18 protein-coding genes are annotated in these 20,716 nt (G+C 70.7%); 10 read left to right on the top strand and 8 right to left on the bottom strand.

All coding sequences use genetic code 11. The annotated features are described in order from the left end of the window. From KGA66_RS05465 to KGA66_RS05450, 4 genes are all read right to left on the bottom strand, one after another. A partial coding sequence (locus KGA66_RS05465) for a hypothetical protein (protein ID WP_211465180.1) occupies positions 1-418 on the bottom strand: 418 nt, incomplete at its 3' end. Then, the gene (locus KGA66_RS05460) at positions 415-993 is read right to left on the bottom strand and encodes an RNA polymerase sigma factor (RefSeq protein WP_246507061.1); all 579 of its coding nucleotides are present in this window, start codon (positions 991-993) and stop codon (positions 415-417) included. The genes KGA66_RS05460 and KGA66_RS05465, both read right to left, overlap by 4 nt. 153 nt (positions 994-1,146) lie before the next feature. After that, complete coding sequence (locus tag KGA66_RS05455) at positions 1,147-3,336, bottom strand: S9 family peptidase (protein ID WP_211465178.1); 2,190 nt, start codon at positions 3,334-3,336, stop codon at positions 1,147-1,149. 62 nt (positions 3,337-3,398) lie between these two features. Further along, the gene (locus KGA66_RS05450) at positions 3,399-3,998 is read right to left on the bottom strand and encodes a bifunctional DNA primase/polymerase (RefSeq protein ID WP_211465176.1); all 600 of its coding nucleotides are present in this window, start codon (positions 3,996-3,998) and stop codon (positions 3,399-3,401) included. A 268-nt stretch (positions 3,999-4,266) separates the two neighbouring features. On the opposite strand from KGA66_RS05450, the gene mshB reads away from it, so the two are divergent. The 7 genes from mshB to KGA66_RS05415 all read left to right on the top strand — a co-directional run bounded on the left by mshB (position 4,267) and on the right by KGA66_RS05415 (position 13,585). After that, the gene (gene mshB / locus KGA66_RS05445; protein ID WP_369015817.1) at positions 4,267-5,148 is read left to right on the top strand and encodes an N-acetyl-1-D-myo-inositol-2-amino-2-deoxy-alpha-D-glucopyranoside deacetylase; all 882 of its coding nucleotides are present in this window, start codon (positions 4,267-4,269) and stop codon (positions 5,146-5,148) included. Positions 5,149-5,540: 392 nt separating this feature from the next. Beyond that, positions 5,541-6,167 (top strand): DUF6113 family protein, encoded by a 627-nt coding sequence (locus tag KGA66_RS05440; protein WP_211465172.1) that lies wholly within the window; start codon positions 5,541-5,543, stop codon positions 6,165-6,167. A 235-nt stretch (positions 6,168-6,402) separates the two neighbouring features. Beyond that, on the top strand, positions 6,403-9,753 hold the full coding sequence (locus KGA66_RS31435) for a VanW family protein (protein WP_211465170.1): 3,351 nt from the start codon (positions 6,403-6,405) through the stop codon (positions 9,751-9,753). 229 nt (positions 9,754-9,982) lie between these two features. After that, complete coding sequence (locus tag KGA66_RS05430; protein WP_211465168.1) at positions 9,983-10,936, top strand: ABC transporter ATP-binding protein; 954 nt, start codon at positions 9,983-9,985, stop codon at positions 10,934-10,936. Further along, positions 10,933-11,670 carry an ABC transporter permease gene (locus KGA66_RS05425; RefSeq protein WP_211465167.1) on the top strand — a complete coding sequence of 246 codons (738 nt, stop codon included), beginning with the start codon at positions 10,933-10,935 and terminating at the stop codon, positions 11,668-11,670. Before KGA66_RS05430 ends, KGA66_RS05425 begins: the two co-directional genes overlap by 4 nt. A gap of 19 nt (positions 11,671-11,689) precedes the next feature. Then, positions 11,690-12,928 carry a sensor histidine kinase gene (locus KGA66_RS05420; RefSeq protein ID WP_211465166.1) on the top strand — a complete coding sequence of 413 codons (1,239 nt, stop codon included), beginning with the start codon at positions 11,690-11,692 and terminating at the stop codon, positions 12,926-12,928. Positions 12,929-12,949: 21 nt separating this feature from the next. Next, entirely contained in the window at positions 12,950-13,585 is a 636-nt protein-coding gene (locus tag KGA66_RS05415) for a response regulator (RefSeq protein WP_312886765.1), read from the top strand. An 84-nt stretch (positions 13,586-13,669) separates the two neighbouring features. Here KGA66_RS05415 and greA read toward each other — a convergent pair whose 3' ends face one another. Both greA and KGA66_RS05405 read right to left on the bottom strand, forming a co-directional pair. After that, positions 13,670-14,167 carry a transcription elongation factor GreA gene (greA, locus tag KGA66_RS05410; RefSeq protein WP_211465165.1) on the bottom strand — a complete coding sequence of 166 codons (498 nt, stop codon included), beginning with the start codon at positions 14,165-14,167 and terminating at the stop codon, positions 13,670-13,672. A 325-nt stretch (positions 14,168-14,492) separates the two neighbouring features. Continuing rightward, positions 14,493-15,062: a DUF4307 domain-containing protein gene (locus KGA66_RS05405; protein ID WP_211465164.1), complete on the bottom strand. Its 570-nt coding sequence runs from the start codon at positions 15,060-15,062 to the stop codon at positions 14,493-14,495. A 177-nt stretch (positions 15,063-15,239) separates the two neighbouring features. Here KGA66_RS05405 and mca point away from each other — a divergent pair, with 177 nt between their 5' ends. Then, positions 15,240-16,115 carry a mycothiol conjugate amidase Mca gene (gene mca, locus KGA66_RS05400; protein ID WP_211465163.1) on the top strand — a complete coding sequence of 292 codons (876 nt, stop codon included), beginning with the start codon at positions 15,240-15,242 and terminating at the stop codon, positions 16,113-16,115. A gap of 83 nt (positions 16,116-16,198) precedes the next feature. On the opposite strand, the gene KGA66_RS05395 is transcribed toward mca, so the two are convergent. Next, the gene (locus KGA66_RS05395) at positions 16,199-18,256 is read right to left on the bottom strand and encodes a hypothetical protein (protein WP_211465162.1); all 2,058 of its coding nucleotides are present in this window, start codon (positions 18,254-18,256) and stop codon (positions 16,199-16,201) included. Positions 18,257-18,505: 249 nt separating this feature from the next. Between KGA66_RS05395 and KGA66_RS05390 the strand changes: the two genes are divergently transcribed. Then, positions 18,506-18,871 carry a DUF2304 domain-containing protein gene (locus tag KGA66_RS05390; RefSeq protein WP_211465161.1) on the top strand — a complete coding sequence of 122 codons (366 nt, stop codon included), beginning with the start codon at positions 18,506-18,508 and terminating at the stop codon, positions 18,869-18,871. Positions 18,872-19,014: 143 nt separating this feature from the next. Continuing rightward, entirely contained in the window at positions 19,015-19,686 is a 672-nt protein-coding gene (locus tag KGA66_RS05385; protein WP_211465190.1) for a glycosyltransferase family 2 protein, read from the top strand. A 113-nt stretch (positions 19,687-19,799) separates the two neighbouring features. Here the strand turns inward: KGA66_RS05385 and KGA66_RS05380 are convergent, their stop codons facing one another. Further along, positions 19,800-20,708 (bottom strand): glycosyltransferase family 2 protein, encoded by a 909-nt coding sequence (locus tag KGA66_RS05380; RefSeq protein ID WP_211465159.1) that lies wholly within the window; start codon positions 20,706-20,708, stop codon positions 19,800-19,802. Positions 20,709-20,716: the final 8 nt, after the last annotated feature.

The raw sequence follows: 20,716 nt of genomic DNA, 5'->3' as shown, positions 1-20,716 counted from the left end.
ACCCCAACCCGTACCCGAACCCTGTTCCTTCCCGGCTTGCCCCCGCAGCGCTGCGGCTCGCCGTGTCGCAGGCCGCGGTCTGCACCGTACTGCCCCCTGACCGAGTGCCGGCCACCACGCCCCCGGCGGCCACCGCGACCGCTGTGAAGCCGGCGGCAAGGCCGACGAACAGCGCGCGGTCGCGCCGCCGCTGCGCCCGCACCAGGACACGCTCGAATCCATACAGCGGCGCGTGCAGCGGGATGATCGGGCCGATGAGCGAGCGCAGCCGCCGGTCGACCGCGGCGTCGGTGGGATCCCAGCTGTGCGCGAGGCTGTCCTCGAAGCGGTCCTCGCGGGAGAGACGCTCGGCGCGTTCGGCCTCTTCGCGCGGGTCGCCGGCGCCGCGCGAGCCCCGATCGGATGCGTCGTTGTTCATCGGGCGCCATCCAGCGCTTGGCGCAGTTGCGCGCGGGCCTGGAACAGGTCGCTCTTGACCGTGCCCGCCGGCCGGTTGGTCAGCCGGGCGACGTCCGCGAGCGGGAATCCGGCGTAGTAGTACAGCAGTACCGTGACGCGCAGCCGGTCGGGCAGCTTCTCGACAAGCGAGCGCAGGTCCCGTTCGCGGAATTCGGCTTCGCCCACGGCGGCCGTGTAGGTGTGCTTGGAATGCCGCAGTATCTCGCGTTCCCGGCGGGTCTTGCGCCAGTGGTCACGCACCAGGTTGGCGGCTATGACGTACAAGTAGCCGACCGGGTCCTCGACTTTGCGCAGTCGCACGATCAGCCGCGTGAACGCCTCCATGGCTATCTCGTGCGAGGTGTCGTCGTCGTCCAGCAGTCTGCGGCACCAGCCGGCCAGCCTCCCGTAGTGCGCCGCGAACAGTTCGGCGGCCACCGCGTCGGAATCGAGCTTGCGGCGGCCCGTGGGCGGCCCGGCAAGCTCCGGCTCGGCCAGGATCGGCCAGTTGTCGGCGGTGTCGCTCATTCCTGCCCCGACTGAGGTGACGGTCATCGGCCGTCACCCGCGTTCCGGGGTGATCCCGATTCGACCATGACCGACCGTCCAGAAAGAGTACTGGTTCCACACAGGTTGCTGTCATACGAGTTGACGACAGCACGGCGGCACGGTTGTCACGGTTTCGCTACGACTCGTCCCGAAGGGCGGTCAGCGGGCCAGGGCACGGCGCAGGAAGTCGATCTGAAGCAGCATCAGGTTCTCGGTGACCACTTCCGCCGGCGTCATGTGGGTCACCCCGGACAGGGGCAGCACCTCGTGCGGGCGGCCGGCGGCCAGCAGCGCCGAGGAGAGCCGAAGCGTGTGCGCGGCGACCACGTTGTCGTCGGCCAGCCCGTGGATGATCATCATCGGGCGGTGCGGTTCGGCCCACTGCCATGCGCCCGGGCCGGCGTCGGGGAAGAGGGAGTTGGCGTTGTAGATTTCAGGCGCCTGATCCGGATGGCCGAGGTACCGCTCGGTGTATCCGGTGTCGTACATCCGCCAGTCGGTCACGGGCGCGCCGACGACGGCCGCGTGGAACACGTCCGGGCGCTTGAGCACCGCGAGGGCCGAGAGGTAGCCGCCGTAGGACCACCCGCGGATGGCGACGCGGTCGCGATCGAGGTCGGGGAACTGCGCCAGAAGCGAGTGCAGCGCGTCGACCTGGTCGTCCAGGGTCGCGCCGGCGAAGTCGTCACGCACCGAGCGGTCCCAGGCCGGTCCGCGGCCGGGCGTGCCGCGCCCGTCCGCGACCAGCACCGCGAAGCCCTGTTCGGCGAACCACTGCGCAGACAGATACGCATTGTGTGATGCCACCGCGAGCTGGCCGTGCGGTCCGCCGTACGGATCGAGCAGAACCGGCAGCTTGGTGCCCGGGACGTGGTTCGAAGGCAGCATCAGGGCGCCGCGCAGCGCCCGCTCGCCGAGCACGAGCTCACGCGGCCGCGCCGTGATGCTCGGCCGCGCGGTGACCGACCGCAACTCGCTCAGTTGCTTCGGCGCGCCGCCGTCCGGGCCCTCGATCCGCAGCACCGCGACGCGCCGGTTCGGCTCGTCGAGCGTCGCGGACGTGAGGACGGCGAGCGAGCCGCCGATCACCGCCGTGTTCACCCCGTCGGCCGAACCGAGGTGTGTCAGCGTGCCGTCCGCGAGGCGGACGCGGACGACGTGGATCCGCGTCGGATCCTCGAAGGAGACCGACAGGAACGCGTATTGCGCGTTCAGGCCGAGCAAGGCGCGCACCTGCACCTCGTCCGCGGTGAGGACGCGGTCGCCGAGCAGCAGTCGGTATGCGTCGCCGCGCGGTGCGATCCAGGCAGGTTCGCCGCTCGGCGACCAGCAGGGCGAGCCGGGGAAGGACTCGATCCAGGCCGGGTCGCGCTCCTCCACCAGCACCTTCGTCGAGCCGTCCGGCGCGAGCGCGAGGATCCGGGCCGTGCGCTGATCCCGGGAGAGCACGACCAGCAGCGGCGGCCCGTACATCGACCAGTGCACCGAGGCGAGGTATTCGAACGCCGACCCGTCCGCCGAATCCGCTTCCTGCTTCCCGGGGCGGCCGGCGCGCTCCCAGGTCACCGGCGTGCGCGCGCCGTCCAGGCCCAGTCGGACCAAGCCGACCAGCGCGTTCGCGGTCCCCGCCGCCGGGTAGCCGATCTCGCGGGCCGGCTGCTGCGGGTTGGCCGGGTCGGCGATGTGCCAGCGGCTCACCGGCGAGTCGTCGACGCGGGCGGCCAGCACCTCGCTGCCGTCCGGGGACCACCAGTAGCCGCGGTGCCGGTCCAGTTCCTCGGCGGCGATGAAGTCCGCGGCGCCGTAGGTGACGTTCGGGCCGTCCGGCGCCGCCAGAGCCCGATCCCCGGTGCCTTCGATGCCGATGACGCGCAGCGCGCCACCGGAGAGATACGCCACGCGTGTCCCGTCCGGGTTCGGCCGCGGGTCGATGACCGGACCCTGCGCGGGCAGTTCGCGCACGCCCGCACCGTCCGGGTCGGTACCGGTCAGGTCGGCGACGAAAAGCCGTCCGGACAGCGCGAAGACGGCGCATCGTACGGCCCGGTCGGCCGCGAAGTCGACGATTCCCGCGGCGCCCTGCCGCGAACGCTCCCGGCGCGCCTTCTCCTCCTCGGTCAGTTGCTCGCCGCCGGTCCCGGCGAGCAGTCGCACCGGGTCGGCGATCAGCCTCTCCGCCCCGGTCTCCGGGTCCGCGGTCCACAGGCAGGTCGCCCGGTCGGTGCCGTTCTTGCCGCGCAGGAAAGCGATCCGCGTGCCGTCCGGGGCGATAGCGAACGCCCGCGGCGTGCCGAGGGTGAAGCGCTGGGTGCGGGCGTACTGCCGGGGAAAGGAGAGCTCATCGGGCATGCCCTTGATCCTATCGGGGCGTTGCGGGCGCTTCGCCGGCTTCGGCCGCGCCCGCGTCGCCTTCACTCCGCGGCATGCCACAACGCCGGGTAGGCGTCGCGTACCGCTCGGTCCAGCACCACGGCCACCTGATGGGCTTGGGGCAGGGCGCGCCGCTGCGGGTCGGGCGGCACGGCCCAGACCACCCAGGAGGGCCCCGCCGCGCCCGGGGTCGGTAGCGGGCAGCTGCGGCCCGCCCCCCAGACCCGTAGGTCGAGCCCTGCCTTGCGCCACTTGGCCAGGCCGAACTCGGCCTCCGGGTCGGTTCCCAGGTCGACGAGGAACCGGATGCGGCCCTGTCCGTCGGTGATCGGGCCGACCGCGGCCGGGTGTTTGCCGAGTCGTTCCAGCGCCGCGACGCCTACCAGCGCGGGCACGTCCACGATGCCGAGCCGTCGCGCTCCCGGCACGGGACGTCCGAGGACCGCGAGGACCGGCGCGCCGGGTGAGAGCCGCCACAGGGTCCGTACCAGATCGGGCGCGCAGGAGGCGGCCCACTGCCATGGGCTGGGTGCCAGCCAGGCGGAGCAGGCGGGTTGGCCGGGTTCGCCTGCGGCCTGCGGCTTCCCGGCCACATCGCCGCCCGGCGTGACCGGCCAACCGAGTGTGACCGCGTACCACATGGCGGCCTCGTCGGGGGTTCGGGGTCGCTTTGATACGTCCGGAGACACCGGGGTCGTATCCATCATCTGCGGTGCGTTGTCCTTTCCCGGGTCGGTGCGGCGAACCCGCGTATGTGTACTGCTTCATCAATCGCTGAAGGCGCGTCAGGACCCCGAAATCCCTTCGTTTCCTGTTACCGAGTGAATACGATCCGTGGCGGCACTGCGAGACGTCGTGGGCGGACTTCTACCGGACCACGCGCTTACGCTTGTGGTCATGAGGCGTCGTATGAGTCCGCTGCCGCGTACCGGTCAGTCGATCCTTTTCGTCCACGCCCACCCGGACGACGAGTCCATCACCACCGGCGCGACCATGGCGAAGTATGCCGCGGAGGGCGCGCGCGTGACCCTGGTCACCTGCACCCTCGGCGAGATGGGGGAGGTGATGCTGCCCGAGTTGGCGTACCTGGCCGCGGACCGGGAGGATCGGCTCGGCCCGCACCGGATCACCGAACTGGCGGCGGCGATGCGTGAACTCGGCGTCACCGATTTCCGTTTCCTCGGCGGACCGGGCCGGTACCGGGACTCCGGGATGATGGGCACCGAGCCGAACGACCGGGCCGACTGTTTCTGGCAGGCGGACGTCGACGAGGCCGCGGCGCTGCTGGTCCCGGTCATCCAACAGGTGCGGCCGCAGGTGCTGGTCACGTACAACGAGTTCGGCGGCTACGGCCACCCGGATCACATCCAGGCGCACCGGGTGGCGATGCGTGCCGCGGAACTGGCCGCGGATCCGGGTACCGAAACCCCGCACGCGGTGGACAAGATCTATTGGGCCACGCTGCCGCGCTCGGTGATCCGGGCGGGGTTGGAAGCGCTGCGCGAGACCGGGGGCTCCACCGGCTTCACCGTGGTCGACGAGGTCGACGACCTGCCGTTCGTCGCCGAGGACGACACCGTCACGGCGGTCGTGCACGCCGAGCAGTACGCCGAGCGCAAGGCCGCCGCGATGCGCGCGCACGCCACGCAGATCGCGGTGGACGGCCCGTTCTTCGCGCTGTCCAACATGCTCGGCCAGCAGGTGATGGGCGTCGAGTACTTCCAGTTGGCGCGCGGCGAACCCGGTCCGGACAAGCCGGAAACCGACCTGTTCGCGGGTTTGGAGGTCTGAGAGGGCGTTTGGTCTGGTTTTGGGGGCGAATCGGCCGATCGACGACGCTCGCTGCGTTGCCGAAACACCCACAGACAACCCGGTATGAGGGTGTTCCGGCGCCTTGCGAGCGCCGCCGCTTGGCCGATTCGCTGCCTGATACCCGACTTCTCGGGCAAAACGGACGTCTAACTATCGTGATGGTTGACCCCAAAACCAGACCAAACGCCCTCTGAGGGCGTTTGGTCTGGTTTTGGGGGCGAATCGGCCGATCGACAACGCTCACTGCGTTGCCGTCGAGGAGAGACGGGTGGCGATCGGCCGGCCGGTTCGCCCCCGAAAGGCCGAGCCGAGTGGCCGCCGGCTACCTGCGAGATGGAAGCGAGCGCCGCGGACAGCGCACAATGGCAGCCGTGAGCCGACCGAAACCGATCCGTCCGCAGGACGCCGCCCCGAAGAGGGCCGCCCGAAACGGTGTCGCGGACGACGCCGTAGCGCAGCCGCGGGACGAGGTCCCCCGCGCCGCCCCGCGGGACGAGCGCGCGCCGGGCTCGGCGGCGCGCGCGAAGGCCGTGCGCCTGTTCTTGCTCCTGCTCGCGGCGGTCGTCGGCCTGGTGGTCGGCGCACTTGGCTCCTTCGGGCACCGCGCCGACGCCAGCTGGTTCGGCGTGGCCTGGCCCACGGGCCTGCTGCTCGCCTTCGGCGGACTGGTCGGCCTGCTGCTCGGCCTGAGCGAACTGCTCGCCCCCGGGGAGGCCGACTCGTGGCGGCCCACCCGCCTTTCCGCGGTCAGCCTCGCCTCCGCCGGCTGGCTGCTGGCGCTGGTCCTGCTGACCTACCTCGGCCCGCCGCCTTCCTTCGCGGTCAAGGGCGACGTCATCCTGCCGAACGACTGGAAGTCGATCACTTACCTGTTCGGCGGCATGACCCTGATCATCGTGTCGGCATACCGGGCGTGGCTCGCCTCGCTCAACGCCCGTCTCGCCCGGCATCCGGGCGCCGCCGGGGCTTCGGGCCCGGCTCCCGGCCCGAAGGGGTGAACTCGGCCGCCCGGTGAGTGCCCGCTGAGGCGGGCGCCGATCCTTCCACCCTGCTCGAAGCGCCGAAGCAGCCCCGAGAGGTCTCCTGAGCGCATCACTCGCGACGGTGGAATCTCAGTCGTCCGCCCTCCTGGCAACGACAGTCACGTTATGGTGTCGTCTAGGCACTGTCCGTGATCAAGCCGATGCGGCGGCGCGGACGTCGATCTGCGATCTGGAAGGCCGGAACGGCGCTGTGAACGCTCCAGAATCCACGGATTACCCGGCACGCGGCACGGATCCCCGGCGCCGCGACGCGCACGACCCGCAGCTCGCGTCCGGTCAGCGCGAGCAGCGCCGCGAACAGGCGGCCTTCGGCGGCGCCACCGATCTGCTGGACTTTCCGCCGCTGCCCCGGTTCCCGGATCCGGCCGACCCCGGCTACAACCTGACGCCGTTCCCCGACCCGCTCTCGGACAGCTACGGCGGATATCTGCCCGTTCCGCAGCCGGATCCGGCCCCGCCCGATCCCGCTTCCCGTGCTGATTCAGCGGCCCCACAGCCAGAGGGGCTGCGCGTCTCCTCCGCCTCGGAGGCGACCGCGCGATTGGTGATCAAGCTTCCGCCGACGCCGCCGCAGCCCTCGACGACGCTGCGGCCGCACGCTCCGTGGGAGGACCTTGATGGCGACGCGGTGCCGCAGGGTGTTTCGGGTCAGCGCCGCGACGCCGCACCGGCCACGCCCTTCGCGCAGGTGGCCGCCTCGCCGGCGCGTCCCAGCGCACTGCCGTCGGAACTGGCCGCGCTCACCACCGCGACACTCGTGGTGCCGCTGCCGCACGACACCCGGCCCACTGCGGCGCTGCTGACCACGACGCTGCCGCCGGACCAGGCCGCGCAGGCGAACGCCGCGGCGCTGGCGTTCGCCTTCAACGACACCCTTGAGCAGGTCTTCGGCCTCGACCTGGAGAAGGCCACCGCGGCGCAGGCCGGTCTGGCGCGCGCCACCGAGGGCGCCGCCGGAGCCGAGAGCGCGCTCGACCGAGCCTCGCTCGATGCGGCCGGGTTCGACGAGGCGGACATCGGCGTGGCCGCGGCCATCGCGGGTGAGGACCTGCCGGCGCACTGGTTCCGCGACGAACCGGCGGACCGCGCGGCTGCGTCGGATCCAGCCGCGGGCGGGTTCACCCGCGCGGATCAGGCCCCTTACGAGTACGTGCCCGGGGTGGTGCCGTCTTCGGGTTTCGGCGGGCGCTACGGCGTGCCGACCCAGCCCGCGGTCTTCCCCGGCGTCGGTGGCTCCGCGGAGGGGCACGACTCGGCCCGGCACGCGCTCGCGCTGCGCTACCTCGGGGGCATCTTCCACAATTCCTCCGGCGAGTCCGCGTATCTGGATCCTGGGTCACCCACCGCCAGGGCGCTGCGCGGTCCCGCGGGCGCGCCCGCCGCCGGTCGGATCACAGCACCCGATGCTCCGACCCAACAGTTGCGCCGGATTCCCGCGAAGCCGGCCGCGCGGCCGTCCGCGCCTGCGTCCGCACCCATGCACGCACCCGCAGCCGTACCCGAGCCCGTACCTACACCCGCGCCCGCAGCCACACCGGTACGCGCACCCGCGCCCGCGCCGGCTGCGAAGCCAGTGCCGTCCCACGCTGTGCCGTCCCACGCTGTGCCGTCCCACGCTGTGCCGTCTCACGCCGCGCGCTCCGGATCCGGCTCGACCAAGCCCGGCCACCCGGAAGAGGACGGCACCGAAGCCGGCTCCGCGCGCCACCCGGGCAGCAGACTGCTGACGGCCGCTGCGGTCGTGGCCGGCGCGTGCGCCCTGCTCTACGGCATCGCGTTGGCGGTCGCGAGCGGAGTCTTCGACGGCGGCGTGCCGCACGGCACCGTCGTGGCGGGCGTGCCGATCGGCGGGCTGAGCCCCGTCGCCGCCGAGCAGGTGCTCGACGAACGGCTGGGCCCGGCCTCCCGCGCACCGATCCCGCTGGTGATCGGCCAGACCCCGGCCGAGCTCGACCCCGTCGCATCAGGGCTCTCCCTCGATTCCGAGAGCACCGTGCGGGCCGCGCGGCAGGCGCGGACCGACCCGTTCGTGATCATCCCCGCGCTGTTCGGCGCGACGCACCAGGTCGCGCCCGTACCCAGAGTGGACGAGGCAACGCTCAGCCGCGCGCTGGAGACCGCCGCGGCCTCCTACGGCACCCCGATGGTAGAGGGCTCCATCAGGTTCCACCAGGGCGTACCCGTGGTCACCGCGCCGCGGGAGGGACGCAAGTTCAGCGTCGCCGGCGCCACCACCGCGATCCGCAACGGTTATCTGCGCGTCGACGGCCCCATCCTCATTCCCGTGCAACTGCTCGAGCCCAAGGCGACGTCGGCCGCGTTGCAGAGTGCGCTGGACACCATCGCCCGACCAGCGGTCTCGGCGCCGATCGAGCTCATCACCGGAGCCGACGCGACGGACCTGACACCTTCTCAGATCGGTGACGCGCTCACCATCGCCCCCGACACGACCGGCCGGATGACCGCCCGGCTCGACGGGACACGGCTGCGCGGCTACCTCTCCGCCAAGACGCTGGCGCAGGAACAGCCCGCGGTGAACGCCTCGTTCGTGCTCGACCATGGGCGCCCGGTCCTCGTACCCGCCCGGGACGGACGCGGCTTCGCCCCCGCAGCCCTGGCAGACGCGGTGCTGCCCGCGCTGACGGCGTCCGCGCCGCGAAAGGCGCAGGCGTCGATCGGCCCGCTGCCGGCGGACCTCACCACCGCAGCCGCCCAGGCGCTCGGCATCACGGACGTGCTCGGCAGCGACACGCTGCCGGTCGCGGACGCGACGAACCGAGCCGCCAACGTACAGCGCGCGACCTCGCTCGTCGCCGGAGGCATCGTGCCGCCCGGCGCCACATGGTCGTTCCTCAGGACGGTCGGTACGCCGAGCGCGGCCAACGGCTTCGTGGTGAGCGCCGCGGCGCAGCGCGCCGGCATCGACCCCTCCGGCGGCGTGGACACCGTCGCGACCGCGGTGTTCGACGCGGCCTTCGCGGCCGGCATGGGCGACGTGCAGCACCACCCACACGCCGCTTACATCGACCGGTATCCGGTGGGACTCGACGCGGCGGTCGTCGCCCCCGGCACGGACTTGCAGTGGGCGAACACCGGCGACCATCCGGTGTACCTTTACGCGTCGTACGCGAATCGCTCGCTCACGGTGGCGCTCCTCGGAGAGAAGTCGTACGACGACGTCAGCATCCAGGTATCCCAGCGCACCGCGGTCGTCCAGCCGTCCCCGTCGCGCGGTTCGTGCACACAGGCCGGGGCGGCGGGCTTCCAAGTGGCCGTGACGCGCACGCTGCTGCGTGGTGGCGGTCGGGTCGGCACGGAAGAGTTCCACGTGACTTACCTGCCACAAAACCCCGCGGGCTGTTCGGGCGGCACATCCTCGGGGCCGAGCGCCCGCCGCGCGCCGACGAACGGGTCCGGCACCGACGCGAAACAGGGGCACGGCGGCGGGAGCGGCGGCAACACGGGCGGCGGCAGCGGTTCGGCGCCGTCATCCTCGCCGAGCCCTTCCCAGACCGGCATCCTGGGCGGTCTGCTGCACTGATCGCCGCCGGTCCGAACGCCGCCGGTCCCAACGCCGCCGGTTCGCGCCCTGCTCCCAGCCGCGCGAACCTGCCGCACCGTGTGCATGCTGTGGGCATGACGGTTGTCATACGAGGTTCACGACGCCGCGCACTGACGCGGCGCGGCGCGATCCTGTTCGATGGTTCCAGTTGCCGGAGTGCGGATCGAGCGAGCCGCAGATCCGGGGAGAATTGACGACGGGACTGACGATGACAACGGGAATACGCGGTGGGCCGCAAGGCGCCGCGGTGACGTTCGAGAACGTCACGAAGGATTACGGGCAGGTCAGGGCGGTCGATGAGCTGAGCCTCGACATCGCGCAGGGGCGCACGGTCGCGTTCCTCGGCCCGAACGGGGCGGGCAAGTCCACCTCCATCGACATGCTGCTCGGCCTGCGCCGGCCGACCTCCGGCACGGTGCGGGTGTTCGGCAAGCCGCCGCACGACGCGATCACGGCCGGGCACGTGGGCGCAATGCTCCAGTCCGGGGGTCTGCTCAGCGACGTGACGGTGCGGGAACTGGTGACCCTGATGTCCCGGCTGCACCCGCGGCCGCTGCCGGTGGACGACGTGCTCGAGCGGGCCAACATCACCGAGATCGCCGAACGCAAGGCGGACAAGCTGTCCGGGGGCCAGACCCAGCGGGTGCGCTTCGCCATCGCGATCGCCGGGGACAGCGACCTGATCGTGCTCGACGAGCCGACCACCGGCATGGACGTGGAGAACCGGCAGATCTTCTGGGCCGCGATGAAGACTCAGGCCGAGCGCGGCAAGACGATCCTGTTCGCCACCCACTACCTGGAGGAGGCGGACCAGATCGCCGACCAGGTCGTCGTGATCAACAAGGGGCGGCTGCTGGCCAACGGCACCGCCGCGGACATCAAGGCGCAGGCCGGCTTTCAGAAAATCTCCTTCCGGCTGCCCGGAGTCACCCGAGACCGGCTGCTGATGCTGCCGAACGTGGTCTCGCTGGAGGTCATCAACGAGCGGGTGCTGATCCAGACCTCGGACTCGGACAAGACCTTCTACTCGATCCTGGACGCCGGGTACCGGCCCGAGGAGATCGAGATCACGGCGCTCGGCCTGGAACAGGCGTTCGTCGCGATCACGCAGCAGGACAACGGCGCGGACGCGCCCGAGGCGCGAGCGGAGGATGCCCGATGACCGGTGTGCTCGCGCTGACCCGGCTGGAGGTACTGCGCGCCCTGCGCAACCGCCGTGTCATGTTCTTCACCATCCTCTACCCGACGGTGCTGTTCCTGCTGAGCGCCAGCGCCACCAAGGCGGGTCAGACGGTGGACGGCACCAATATCAGCTACCGGACGTACTATCTGATCGCGTACGCTTCCTTCGGCGCTCTCGGCGCGGCGCTGACCACCAACGCGCAGAAGATCGCCACCGAGCGCAAAGAGGGCTGGATCAGGCAGCTGAGGCTGACCGCGCTGCCCGGCAACGGCTATGTGCTCAGCAAGATCGCCTCGGCGACGCTCGCCACGGTCCCGGCGATCATCATCGTCTTCGTGGTCGGCGCCTCGATGGGCGTGCACCTGAGCTTCGCCAAGTGGGTCACGGCGTTTCTGGTGCTGTGGATCGGCGCGCTGGCCTTCACCGCGATGGGCATCGCGATCGGCTACGGGGTGCCCCAGGACTCGGTGCAGATGGTCAACATCCTGGTATACGTCGCCGGCTCCTTCCTCGGCGGGCAGTTCTTCCCGCTGACCGGGGCGCTCGAGAGCATCGGCAAGGTGTTGCCGACGTACCAGGTCCGCCAACTGGCCACCGATGTGATCAGCGGGGCGCACGTGCCGTCCAGCGGCGTCGCGATCCTGCTGGCCTGGACCGCCGGCGCAGGGACTCTCGCAGCCCTGATGTATCGCCGCGGCGTGGACGCCGACTGAGCAGGGGCGGCCGGCGCACATGAGCGGTGAGGACCGCGAAAACGCAGCCATCTGGCTCCGGGCACCGTCCCGGACCGGATGGCTGTGGGCTGGGATCTGGCTGGTCTACCTGCTGGTCCCGCTCGGCGACAACTTCAACGGGAAATACGCGGCCTGGCAGCAGATCGTGGGCATCGTCGGCTTCTGGGTGTTCTGCTACGTCTATTCCAGGCTGACCATGCAGAGCCGTGCCGGGTGGGACTGCAACTACGAGCGGCGGACCGCGGACCGCAGGCTCCTGCTGTATCTCGCGGGACTGGCCGCGCTGGCCCTCGTACTGCCGATCCTCTGCACGCCGGCCTGGATCGCGTTGTGGATCTACGTCTCCTCGGCCTGCGGCTCGGTGCTGCCGCTCGACGGGGAACGACACTGGGCGCCACTGGGCGCCCTCACCGCCACCGGCGTGATGGTGATCGAGGGGGTGTCGCTCCGCGTCGGCCCCGGGACCTGGGGCTGGATGGTGCTTCCGGGATTCTTCTCCTGTGTCGCGGTCATGGGTGTGCGGCGGATGCGCGGCCTGATCGGCGAGTTGCACCAGGCCCGTGAAGACGTCAAACACCTGGCCACCAACGAGGAACGACTGCGGCTGGCCCGCGACCTGCACGACCTGGCGGGGCACTCGATGGCGACCATCACGCTCAAGGCCGAACTGGCGCGGCGGCTGCTGCCGGCCGACCACGCCGCGGCCGAGAAACAGATCGCGGACATCGAGCACGTCTCCCGGCAGGCGCTCGCGGACATCCGCGAGGCGGTCTCGGGATACCGCCGCGCCACGCTCGCGGTGGAGACGGCGTCCGCGCGCGCCGCGCTGGAGGCGGCGCAGATCTCCTTCGAGGTCGATTCCGCGCTGCTGCGCGGCTCCGGCAGCCTCAGCCCGGACGCCGAAGCCGCGTTGGCCTGGTGCCTGCGCGAGGCGGTGACCAACGTGGTGCGTCACTCCGGCGCGAGCTGGTGCCGGGCCCGGCTGATCGAGGCGCGCATCGACGGCGAGGCCACGGTCACCCTCGAAGTCACCGACGACGGGCGGGCGGTGCCGGCCGCGGGAGTGCTCGCGGACGTGACGCAGGACGGCGTGACCGAATCCGGCTCGGGCGCCACCCCGTGGGGCAATGGACTGACCGGGCTGCGCGAGAGGCTCGCGCCGTTCGCCGCGACGCTGACGGCGCAACCGGTGCGTCCACACGGTTTCCGGGTCTGCGCGACGCTCCCGGTGCCGTGACGTTGGGCTAGGGTTGGCCGCGTGAACGCGGGGAGCGACCAGGACAGACGTATCAGGATCCTGTTGGCCGAGGACCAGGCGATGATCCGCGAGGCGCTGGCCACCCTGCTGGACCTGGAACCGGACATGCGCGTCGTCGGGCAGGTCGGCCGCGGCGACCAGGTGGCCGACGCGGTGACCGCGCTCGGCGGAGTCGACGTGGCTCTGCTCGACATCGAGATGCCCGGACTCGACGGCCTGAGCGCCGCGGCCGAACTGCGCAGACGCCACCCGGAGACGAAGGTGGTGGTGCTCACCACCTTCGGCCGCCCCGGTTTCCTGCGCCGCGCCATGGAGGCGGGCGCGGCGGCGTTCATGGTCAAGGACGCCCCGGCGGCGCGGCTGGCCGAGGCGATTCGCCGGGTGCTCGCGGGGGAGCGGGTCATCGACCCCGATCTGGCCGCCGCCGCCCTCGCCGACGGCGTCAACCCGCTCACCGGACGGGAACGCGACGTGCTCGCGGCCTCGGCGGACGGTTCCGTCAACGCGGAGATCGCCGACAAGCTGTGCCTGTCCGAGGGCACCGTGCGCAACTACCTGTCCGCGTGTATCCAGAAGACCGGCGCGCGCAATCGCGCCGAAGCCGTGCGTATCGCGCAGGAGAAGGGCTGGCTCTAGCCCGCGGCCCACGGCCGGCTCCGGAACGCGCCTCGCGGCGGCGAGCCGGAGTCGGCCTTCGGAGATGCGCAGGTCTCGGGCGGGCTACGCCGCGTACGGCTCGGCAGAGAGCAGCTTGACGGCCATGGTCTTGCCGTTGGGCAGTTCGTACTGGGTGCTCTCGCCGATCTTGCGTCCGTTGATGGCCGAGCCCAGCGGTGACTGCGGCGAGTAGACCTCGATCGCCGCCCCGGCGTCCTCTCGCGAACCGAGCAGGAACTCCAGCGTGTCTTCTTCGTCCCCGTCGAAAGCGACCTTGACCACCATGCCGGGCGCGGCCACTCCCGAGACCGTGGGCGCGATGCCGACCTGGGCGTTCTCCAGGAGCTGGCGCAGCTGAAGGATGCGGGCCTCCTGCTTGCCCTGCTCCTCCTTGGCGGCGTGGTAGCCGCCGTTCTCGCGCAGGTCGCCCTCCTCGCGGGCAGCCTCGATCTTCTTCGCGATCTCGGTACGGCCCGGACCCTGGAGGTGTTCCAGCTCGGCCTTCAGCCGGTCGTACGCCTCCTGGGTCAGCCAGGTGGCGTTGTCGCTGGTCTGGGTCACGGATGCTCCTCGTAACGTCAAACGGATGGACCTGCCGGGTAACCGGTAGACGGATACCCGCGAAACTACGAGGCTACCAAGCGTTGCCGACAATACGCAGCGAACTGCGATCACGGCCAGGCAGGCGGTCTGCGAGACCCAGTGCGCAACGCCGTATGCGCAGCGCAACGATGCTCAGCGGAAGACCGGAGCTACGCGAACCTCGCACAGGCCGGTTCCGCGCGACCACCCCGTGCGGATCGGACCGGACTGTGTCCCTTGCGTTCAGAGTCCCTGGCGTTCAGAGCGGTCCCGAACGGCTCTGACCGGCGTTCGGATCAGCTGGTCAGCTGGTCAGCTTGCAGCTCTGCACGGTGACGGTGTTCGCGGTGTTGGTCGTCTGCAGCGTGTACGTCTGCACGTTCTTCGCCCGGCCGGACAGGATCGGGACCGAGGCGGCACCGACCACGGCGCCGCGCTGGTCCACCGCGACCAGGGTGCAGGTGGCGGTCTTGTCCTGCGCCTTGTCCACCTCGAAGGTCACCACGACCGAGGTGGTGGAAGCGTTGAAACTGGTCACCGTGCCCTGGATCGGCGGGTGCGACATCTCCCAGCCGACGTACCCGGCGACGCCGCCGAGGAGCACCAGGCCGGCTGCTGCGAGCCCGAGCTTGCGCGGCCTGGACATGCCGCGTTTCTCGCCGTAACGGCCCTCGGGCGGGGTCATCGCGCGCAGGGAGCCGTCACCACGCGCGGACATCGAGGTGCCGGACGTCGCGGTGGATGTGACGCCGGGACGTGCGGCCGCCGGCCGCGGGGCGCCCGCCTGCTCGCCGGGCAGGCGGAAGCGCTGCTGCGCGCGCGGGCTCGGCTGAGGCCGGGGCGGCTCGGGAGTCGAACCTATCGTGTCCGTCATGGATCCCTCGGTGTGCCTGGGAATCGGGAATGAAGCGCGACCGAACGATGCTGTGTTACCGACGTGAGTCGAACGCCATACCTGGCGGCGCCTAACACGGTCGTCCGCCACTATAGAGGCTGTCGTGACTTTGACTACGGCAAATGACTAAAACCGTTCAGACGAGGGGACCGGCCCGTGGATCAGCGGCTCCGGCTGATGGCAGTACACGCACATCCCGACGATGAGTCCTCGAAGGGCGCGGCGTCCATGGCACGCTATGTCGCTGAAGGCGTAAATGTGCTGGTGGTGACATGCACCGGCGGCGAACGCGGAGATGTGCTCAATCCGCGATTGAAGGATGATCCGAACATCGCGGCGAATATCCACGCGGTGCGCCGCGCCGAAATGGACGCCGCGCGCGCCATCCTGGGCGTGGACCAGGCGTGGCTCGGCTTCGTCGACTCCGGCCTGCCGGAGGGCGACCCGCTTCCGCCGCTGCCGGAGGGTTGCTTCGCGCTTCAGGACGTGGCCACGGCCGCGCGACCGTTGGTGAAGCTGATGCGCGAATTCCGCCCGCACGTCGTGACCACGTACGACGAGGACGGGGGCTACCCGCACCCGGACCACATTCAGTGCCACCGGATCAGCGTGGAGGCATTCGAAGCGGCGGGCGACCCCGACCGTTATCCCGAGGTCGGCGAGCCATGGCAACCGCTCAAGCTGTACTACAACCAGACCTTCTCCAAGGCTCGGATCTCCGCGCTGCACGAGGCGATGATCGAGCGCGGCCTCCAGTCGCCGTATGAGGGCTGGATCGAACGCTGGGGCGACCGGCCCGAGCGGCAGATCACGACCCGGGTGCCGTGCGCGGACTACTTCGAGGTGCGCGACAAGGCGCTGCTCGCGCACGCCACTCAGATCGACCCGGACGGACCCTGGTTCGGCGTGCCGATGGACGTGCAGCGCGCCGCTTGGCCGACCGAGGACTACGAACTGGCGCGCTCCCTCGTGGACACCACGCTGCCCGAGGACGACCTGTTCACCGGCGTGCAGGAGACCGTGGGCGTCTAGCTGATCTCCCTGCCGCCCGTCGCGGGCCGCGCCGCTCGGTTGTCAGACCGGACGGCGCGGCCCGCTTCGTGTCGGGGCCGCCGTCAGTCGTTCCCCAGATTCGGGATCAGCAGCACGTCCTTGAGGCCACCGCCCGGATGCTGCGCCTTCCACTGCTCCAGCTTGCCGGCCAGTGTCGCGTTACCGACGATCACGCGCAGCGGCGTCGCCGACTTCGCGAGCAGCCCCTCCAACGTGGTCACGCTGTCGTCCTGCTGGGCGCCCCAGCCGGCGTCCGCGGTCACGCCGAGGTGCGGCGCCGCGTCCAGCTGGTAGATCTGCGGTGAGATCAGCCCGTCGTCGTGGTTCAGCGCTGCCATGATGAGCGAGAGGTTGATGTTCTCCAGGGTGTGGTCCTGCCACACCGTAAGCGTCGGCACCCCGTCGCCGAGCAGGCCGCGCGCCAGCAGCGTGCTCATCGCGTCGCGGTTCGACGGAAAGATGAAGTGCCCGCTGCCCCAGACCCGTGCCCAGACCGTGTGCGGCCCCGGCTTCATCTTCGCGTAGCTGAACTTGATCGGACCGTAGGTGAAGCTGTCGGTGGCGACGAACCCGGCCACGATCGCGACGCAGCCGAGCGCCGCGCCGATCACTCCCCGGCTCGGCAGCTTCGGGCGGCGCAGCAGGTGTCCCGCGGTGCCGACGCCGACCAGCGCGACGATCACCCAGGCCTGCACCGCCTTCTCGAAGTAGTACGAGGTGGTGTGGATCGTCGCATGCTGATACGCCCAGAACGCGACCACGGCCGCACCGCACGTCACGCTGCTCGCCAGCGCGGCCACCGCGGTCGGCCGCCGCCGCGCGGCGCGCGCCGCGAAGCCGACGATCGAGAGCGCGGCGATGATCGCGAGGCTCTGTTTCGTCATCGGGACGGTGAAACCGAGCGCGAGTGCGGCCTGCGAGGAGGACAGCCCGCCCTGCTTCGCCGAGAGCAACTCGGACAGCGATACCGGGATAGTCACGATCGCCGCACCTACCGCAAGTCTCCAGTGCGGCAGCCAGCGCCTGCGGTACATCACCGCCGACACCACGATGATCAGCGCGGCGAACGGCGCGAACAGCTCATAGGTCAGGAAGATCGCGATCGTCAACGCCGCCATGAGGACGATGTGCAGCCGACCGCTGGACGGCGGCCGCAGCGCACACGCGGTGATGAGCGCCAGCAGGCCCATGCCGAAGATCTGCGGGTCCCAGCCGCACCAGACCGAGGTCGTCATCACCCCGGTGGACAGGAACGACGCGATCGCCGCGACCAAGAACGTGCGCCGCCACCCGGCCAGCGCCGGCCCGGCCACCCACCGGGCGCCCCAGGCGACGCACAGCACAAAGAAGCCATAGCCCAGGCAGGTGTAGACCTCGTACCGCATCAGTTCCGCGGTCGGGCTGCCCGGGTCGGTGCGGGAGGTGACGAAGATGTCCAGCAACGCGTAGGTGAAGTGCTGCCCCGGCGGGTAAACCGCCAGCATCCCGGGGTCGACGACGTTGCGCGCCTTGCCCTGCATCAGGTATGTGTAGCCGCCGAGTCGGTGGATCGAGTCGAAAAGGCTGAAGTGCCGTACCCGGTCGCCCGTCAGCGCCGCGAACGCGAGGCGGTGGCCTGCGCTCGCGTTCCACAGGGGTCCGTATGCCACGGCGGAGGCGATGCCCATAGCGGCCAGCAGCGGCACGTCACTGCCGAGCACCCGGCGCGGCCAGCGCGGGCGGCGCCGCGAGACCGCCGCGATCGCCAGCAGCACGGTCAGCGCGGTGCCGCCGACCGCGACCGGTTCGAGCCCGAAGGGCCAGAACGAGAAGAGCACCCCGGCGGCGATCGCGGTGCCGATCAGCAGGCCGAGGGTGATCATGAGCCGGTCGAGAACGGTGCTGCCCGTGCGGATCAGTCCGCCGGTGACGTACACGATGACCACGATCAGCAGGGCGTCGGCGCGCAGAAGGTGCGTGATCACGGGCAGTGCCCACGCGCCTACCAGCGCGGCGCCGAGCGCGCGGGGGTCGCGCCCGGACCAGCGCCCGGTCGCCTGCGCTCCCTCGGTCACGGTGCGCTGTCTGGGTAACAGCCCCGGAAGCGAGCGAGCCCAGCGGCCCTGCACCAGTGATCCCATGTCAGTGGCACCTCGTGTCGGAATCAGACGCCTACCCCCTTTGGTCGGCTGCGACAGTCTAGGCGTCCGAGGGCCGCGGTTCATCCAGGCGGCGTCAAGGTTGCGCGTCGAGCCTGCCATGCCGGCGGGTGGCCGAAGTGCGCGCGGGTACCCGAAACCGCCCGGGGGGCGATCCTCGCCATTACCCACGGCCCCGCTCGATACCCGGCGGCCACCGTGACAGAATCCGGCAAGCAGGAAGGAGGAGCGATGAATCTGACGATCCTGACCGGGGCGACGGCCCTGCTGTTCCTCGGCTTCATCTTCGAACTGGTCCGCCGGCGCAGGTTGCGTGAGAAGTACGCGGTGCTGTGGATCTTCGTCGGCGTCATCGTGCTCGGTCTGGGGCTCTATCCCCGGGCGCTGAACCGGGTGGCCATCGCGGTGGGCGTCGCCAACGGCGTGAGCCTGGTGTTGTTCTTCGGTGTGATGTTCCTGCTGCTGGTGTGCCTGCACCTGAGCTGGGAGGCCAGCCGCCTGGAGGACGAGACCCGGGTGCTGGCCGAGGAGGTCGCGCTGCTGAGGCTGCGCATGGACGAACAGAGCGAGCGGACCGAGGAGCGTTCGGCGTCGTGACCGAGACACTGAGCGTCGGGGAGCCCGGCACCGGCACGCACGCGGCGGCGAGCGACGGGCCGGCGGCGAGCGACCCGGCCGCGCGGCCCGCGGCGGCGCCCGCCGAGCAGCCGGGGACCTCGACCCGGCGAGTGCTGATCATCATGCCGGCCTGGAACGAGGCCGAGTCGATCGGCGGCGTGATCGCCGAGATCGAGGATGCGCTGCCGTTCGTGGACGTGCTGGTGGTCGACGACGGTTCGACGGACGGGACCGCGGCGGTGGCACACCAGGCCGGGGCCGTGGCGCTGAAGCTGCCGTACAACCTCGGGGTGGGCGGGGCGATGCGTCTCGGGTACAAGTACGCCCGAGACAACGACTACGACGTGGCGATCCAGGTCGACGCGGACGGCCAGCACGACCCCGGCTACGTCCCCAAGCTCATCGACGCGCTGTCGCAATCCGCTCTGGTCATCGGCGCGCGCTTTGCCGGCGAGGGCGACTACCAGGTGCGGGGCCCGCGCAGGTGGGCGATGACCATGCTCTCCTGGGTGCTCTCGAAGCTGGCGCACACCCGTCTGACCGACACCACCTCGGGCTTCCGGGCCTGCAACCGCGAGCTGATCAGCCTTTTCGCGGAGTGGTACCCGGTCGAGTACCTGGGCGACACGGTCGAGACGCTGGTGCGCACGCTGCGCCTCGGCTACCGGGTCAACCAGATCCCGGTGGCGATGCGGCGGCGGCAGTCGGGCACACCGAGCCAGTCCCCACTCAAGGCCATGCTTTATCTCGGCCGGGCCTTCCTGACGCTATTCCTGGCCTTGGTCAGGCGCTGACACTGGCACAGTCTGGCCGTGGCCGTGGCCGTGGCCGTGGCTTGGCGCTGTGACACAGTCTGGCCTTTTCGGCTGCGTGCCGACACGATCCGGCCGCGCAAGCTCCCCAGATCTCAGGTGGAGAGCCGCTTGCTCGGGTAGGCGGCGTAACGCAGCAGTTGGCGCGCGGAGTCGGCGCGGCGCTGCTTGATCGCCGCCGGCACGAGGCTCAGCGCGTGCAGCCGGGCCGAGCGGTGCCGGCGGGAGATCGCGGCCGCCTCGCTCCAGCCGATGTCGTCGAGATGGGCCGCGGTCTCCAGGAAGAAGGCGCGCGCCTCGGCGAATCGCCGCCCGTCGATCGCCTGCTTGGCCGATTCGCTGGACAGATGCCGGCGGTACTGGAAGCAGACGTGGTCCGCGGCGATCAGTTCCTCACCGCGTTCGACCAGCTTGATGATCATGTCGAGATCCTGGATGACCTCCAGGTCCTCGCGGAAGCCGACCGCCGCGACGGCCTCGGTGCGCCAGCAGATCGACGGGAAGTAGAGCCAGTTGCCGCGCAGCAGGTTCGCGGCCAACTCCTGCCCGCGCATCCGGTGCGGCCCCGGTCCCTTCGGCTTGTAGATGCGCCGCTTGGCCGCGTCGACCAGCCCGCCGCCGACCACCCGGCCGGCCTCGTCGATGACCTCCACCCCGGGCTGCACGATCCCGGCACCGGGCGCCAGCGCCTCCAGCTCCCGCACCGTCGCCACGTAATCCGGCAGCATCAGGTCGTCGCTGCCCATCATGACCATCCGGTCCCGCTTGGCCAGGTCCACGCACTTGCGGAAATTGCCGGTCACGCCCAGGTTCACCGGGTTGCGCTGGTAGTCGACCCGCGGATCGCCGAGCGCGGCGAACCACTGCGGGACCCCGGCGGCCTCGCCGTCGTCGACCACGGTCAGATGCCAGTCCGGGTCGCTTTGCGTCAGGACGCTGCGCACCGCGGCCTGCATCATCGCCACATCGCCGTAATACGGCATCATGATGTCGATGCTCGGCATCGAAGACC

This window comes from Actinocrinis puniceicyclus (assembly GCF_018283645.1).
In the GTDB taxonomy this organism is placed as follows: domain Bacteria; phylum Actinomycetota; class Actinomycetes; order Streptomycetales; family Catenulisporaceae; genus Actinocrinis; species Actinocrinis puniceicyclus.
The sequence above is the reverse complement of the archived record's forward strand: the minus strand, read 5'-3'. Positions and strand labels throughout refer to the sequence as shown.

What these genes read in the sequence shown, in the direction of transcription:
- KGA66_RS05395 (WP_211465162.1), bottom strand. Translation starts at nt 18,256, where the DNA reads ATGGGATCACTGGTGCAGGGCCGCTGGGCTCGCTCGCTTCCGGGGCTG.
- KGA66_RS05430 (WP_211465168.1), top strand. Translation starts at nt 9,983, where the DNA reads ATGACAACGGGAATACGCGGTGGGCCGCAAGGCGCCGCGGTGACGTTC.
- KGA66_RS05425 (WP_211465167.1), top strand. Translation starts at nt 10,933, where the DNA reads ATGACCGGTGTGCTCGCGCTGACCCGGCTGGAGGTACTGCGCGCCCTG.
- KGA66_RS05390 (WP_211465161.1), top strand. Translation starts at nt 18,506, where the DNA reads ATGAATCTGACGATCCTGACCGGGGCGACGGCCCTGCTGTTCCTCGGC.
- KGA66_RS05450 (WP_211465176.1), bottom strand. Translation starts at nt 3,998, where the DNA reads ATGTGGTACGCGGTCACACTCGGTTGGCCGGTCACGCCGGGCGGCGAT.
- KGA66_RS05380 (WP_211465159.1), bottom strand. Translation starts at nt 20,708, where the DNA reads ATGCCGAGCATCGACATCATGATGCCGTATTACGGCGATGTGGCGATG.
- KGA66_RS05405 (WP_211465164.1), bottom strand. Translation starts at nt 15,062, where the DNA reads ATGACGGACACGATAGGTTCGACTCCCGAGCCGCCCCGGCCTCAGCCG.
- KGA66_RS05385 (WP_211465190.1), top strand. Translation starts at nt 19,015, where the DNA reads ATGCCGGCCTGGAACGAGGCCGAGTCGATCGGCGGCGTGATCGCCGAG.
- KGA66_RS05455 (WP_211465178.1), bottom strand. Translation starts at nt 3,336, where the DNA reads ATGCCCGATGAGCTCTCCTTTCCCCGGCAGTACGCCCGCACCCAGCGC.
- mshB (WP_369015817.1), top strand. Translation starts at nt 4,267, where the DNA reads ATGAGTCCGCTGCCGCGTACCGGTCAGTCGATCCTTTTCGTCCACGCC.
- KGA66_RS05460 (WP_246507061.1), bottom strand. Translation starts at nt 993, where the DNA reads ATGACCGTCACCTCAGTCGGGGCAGGAATGAGCGACACCGCCGACAAC.
- KGA66_RS05420 (WP_211465166.1), top strand. Translation starts at nt 11,690, where the DNA reads ATGAGCGGTGAGGACCGCGAAAACGCAGCCATCTGGCTCCGGGCACCG.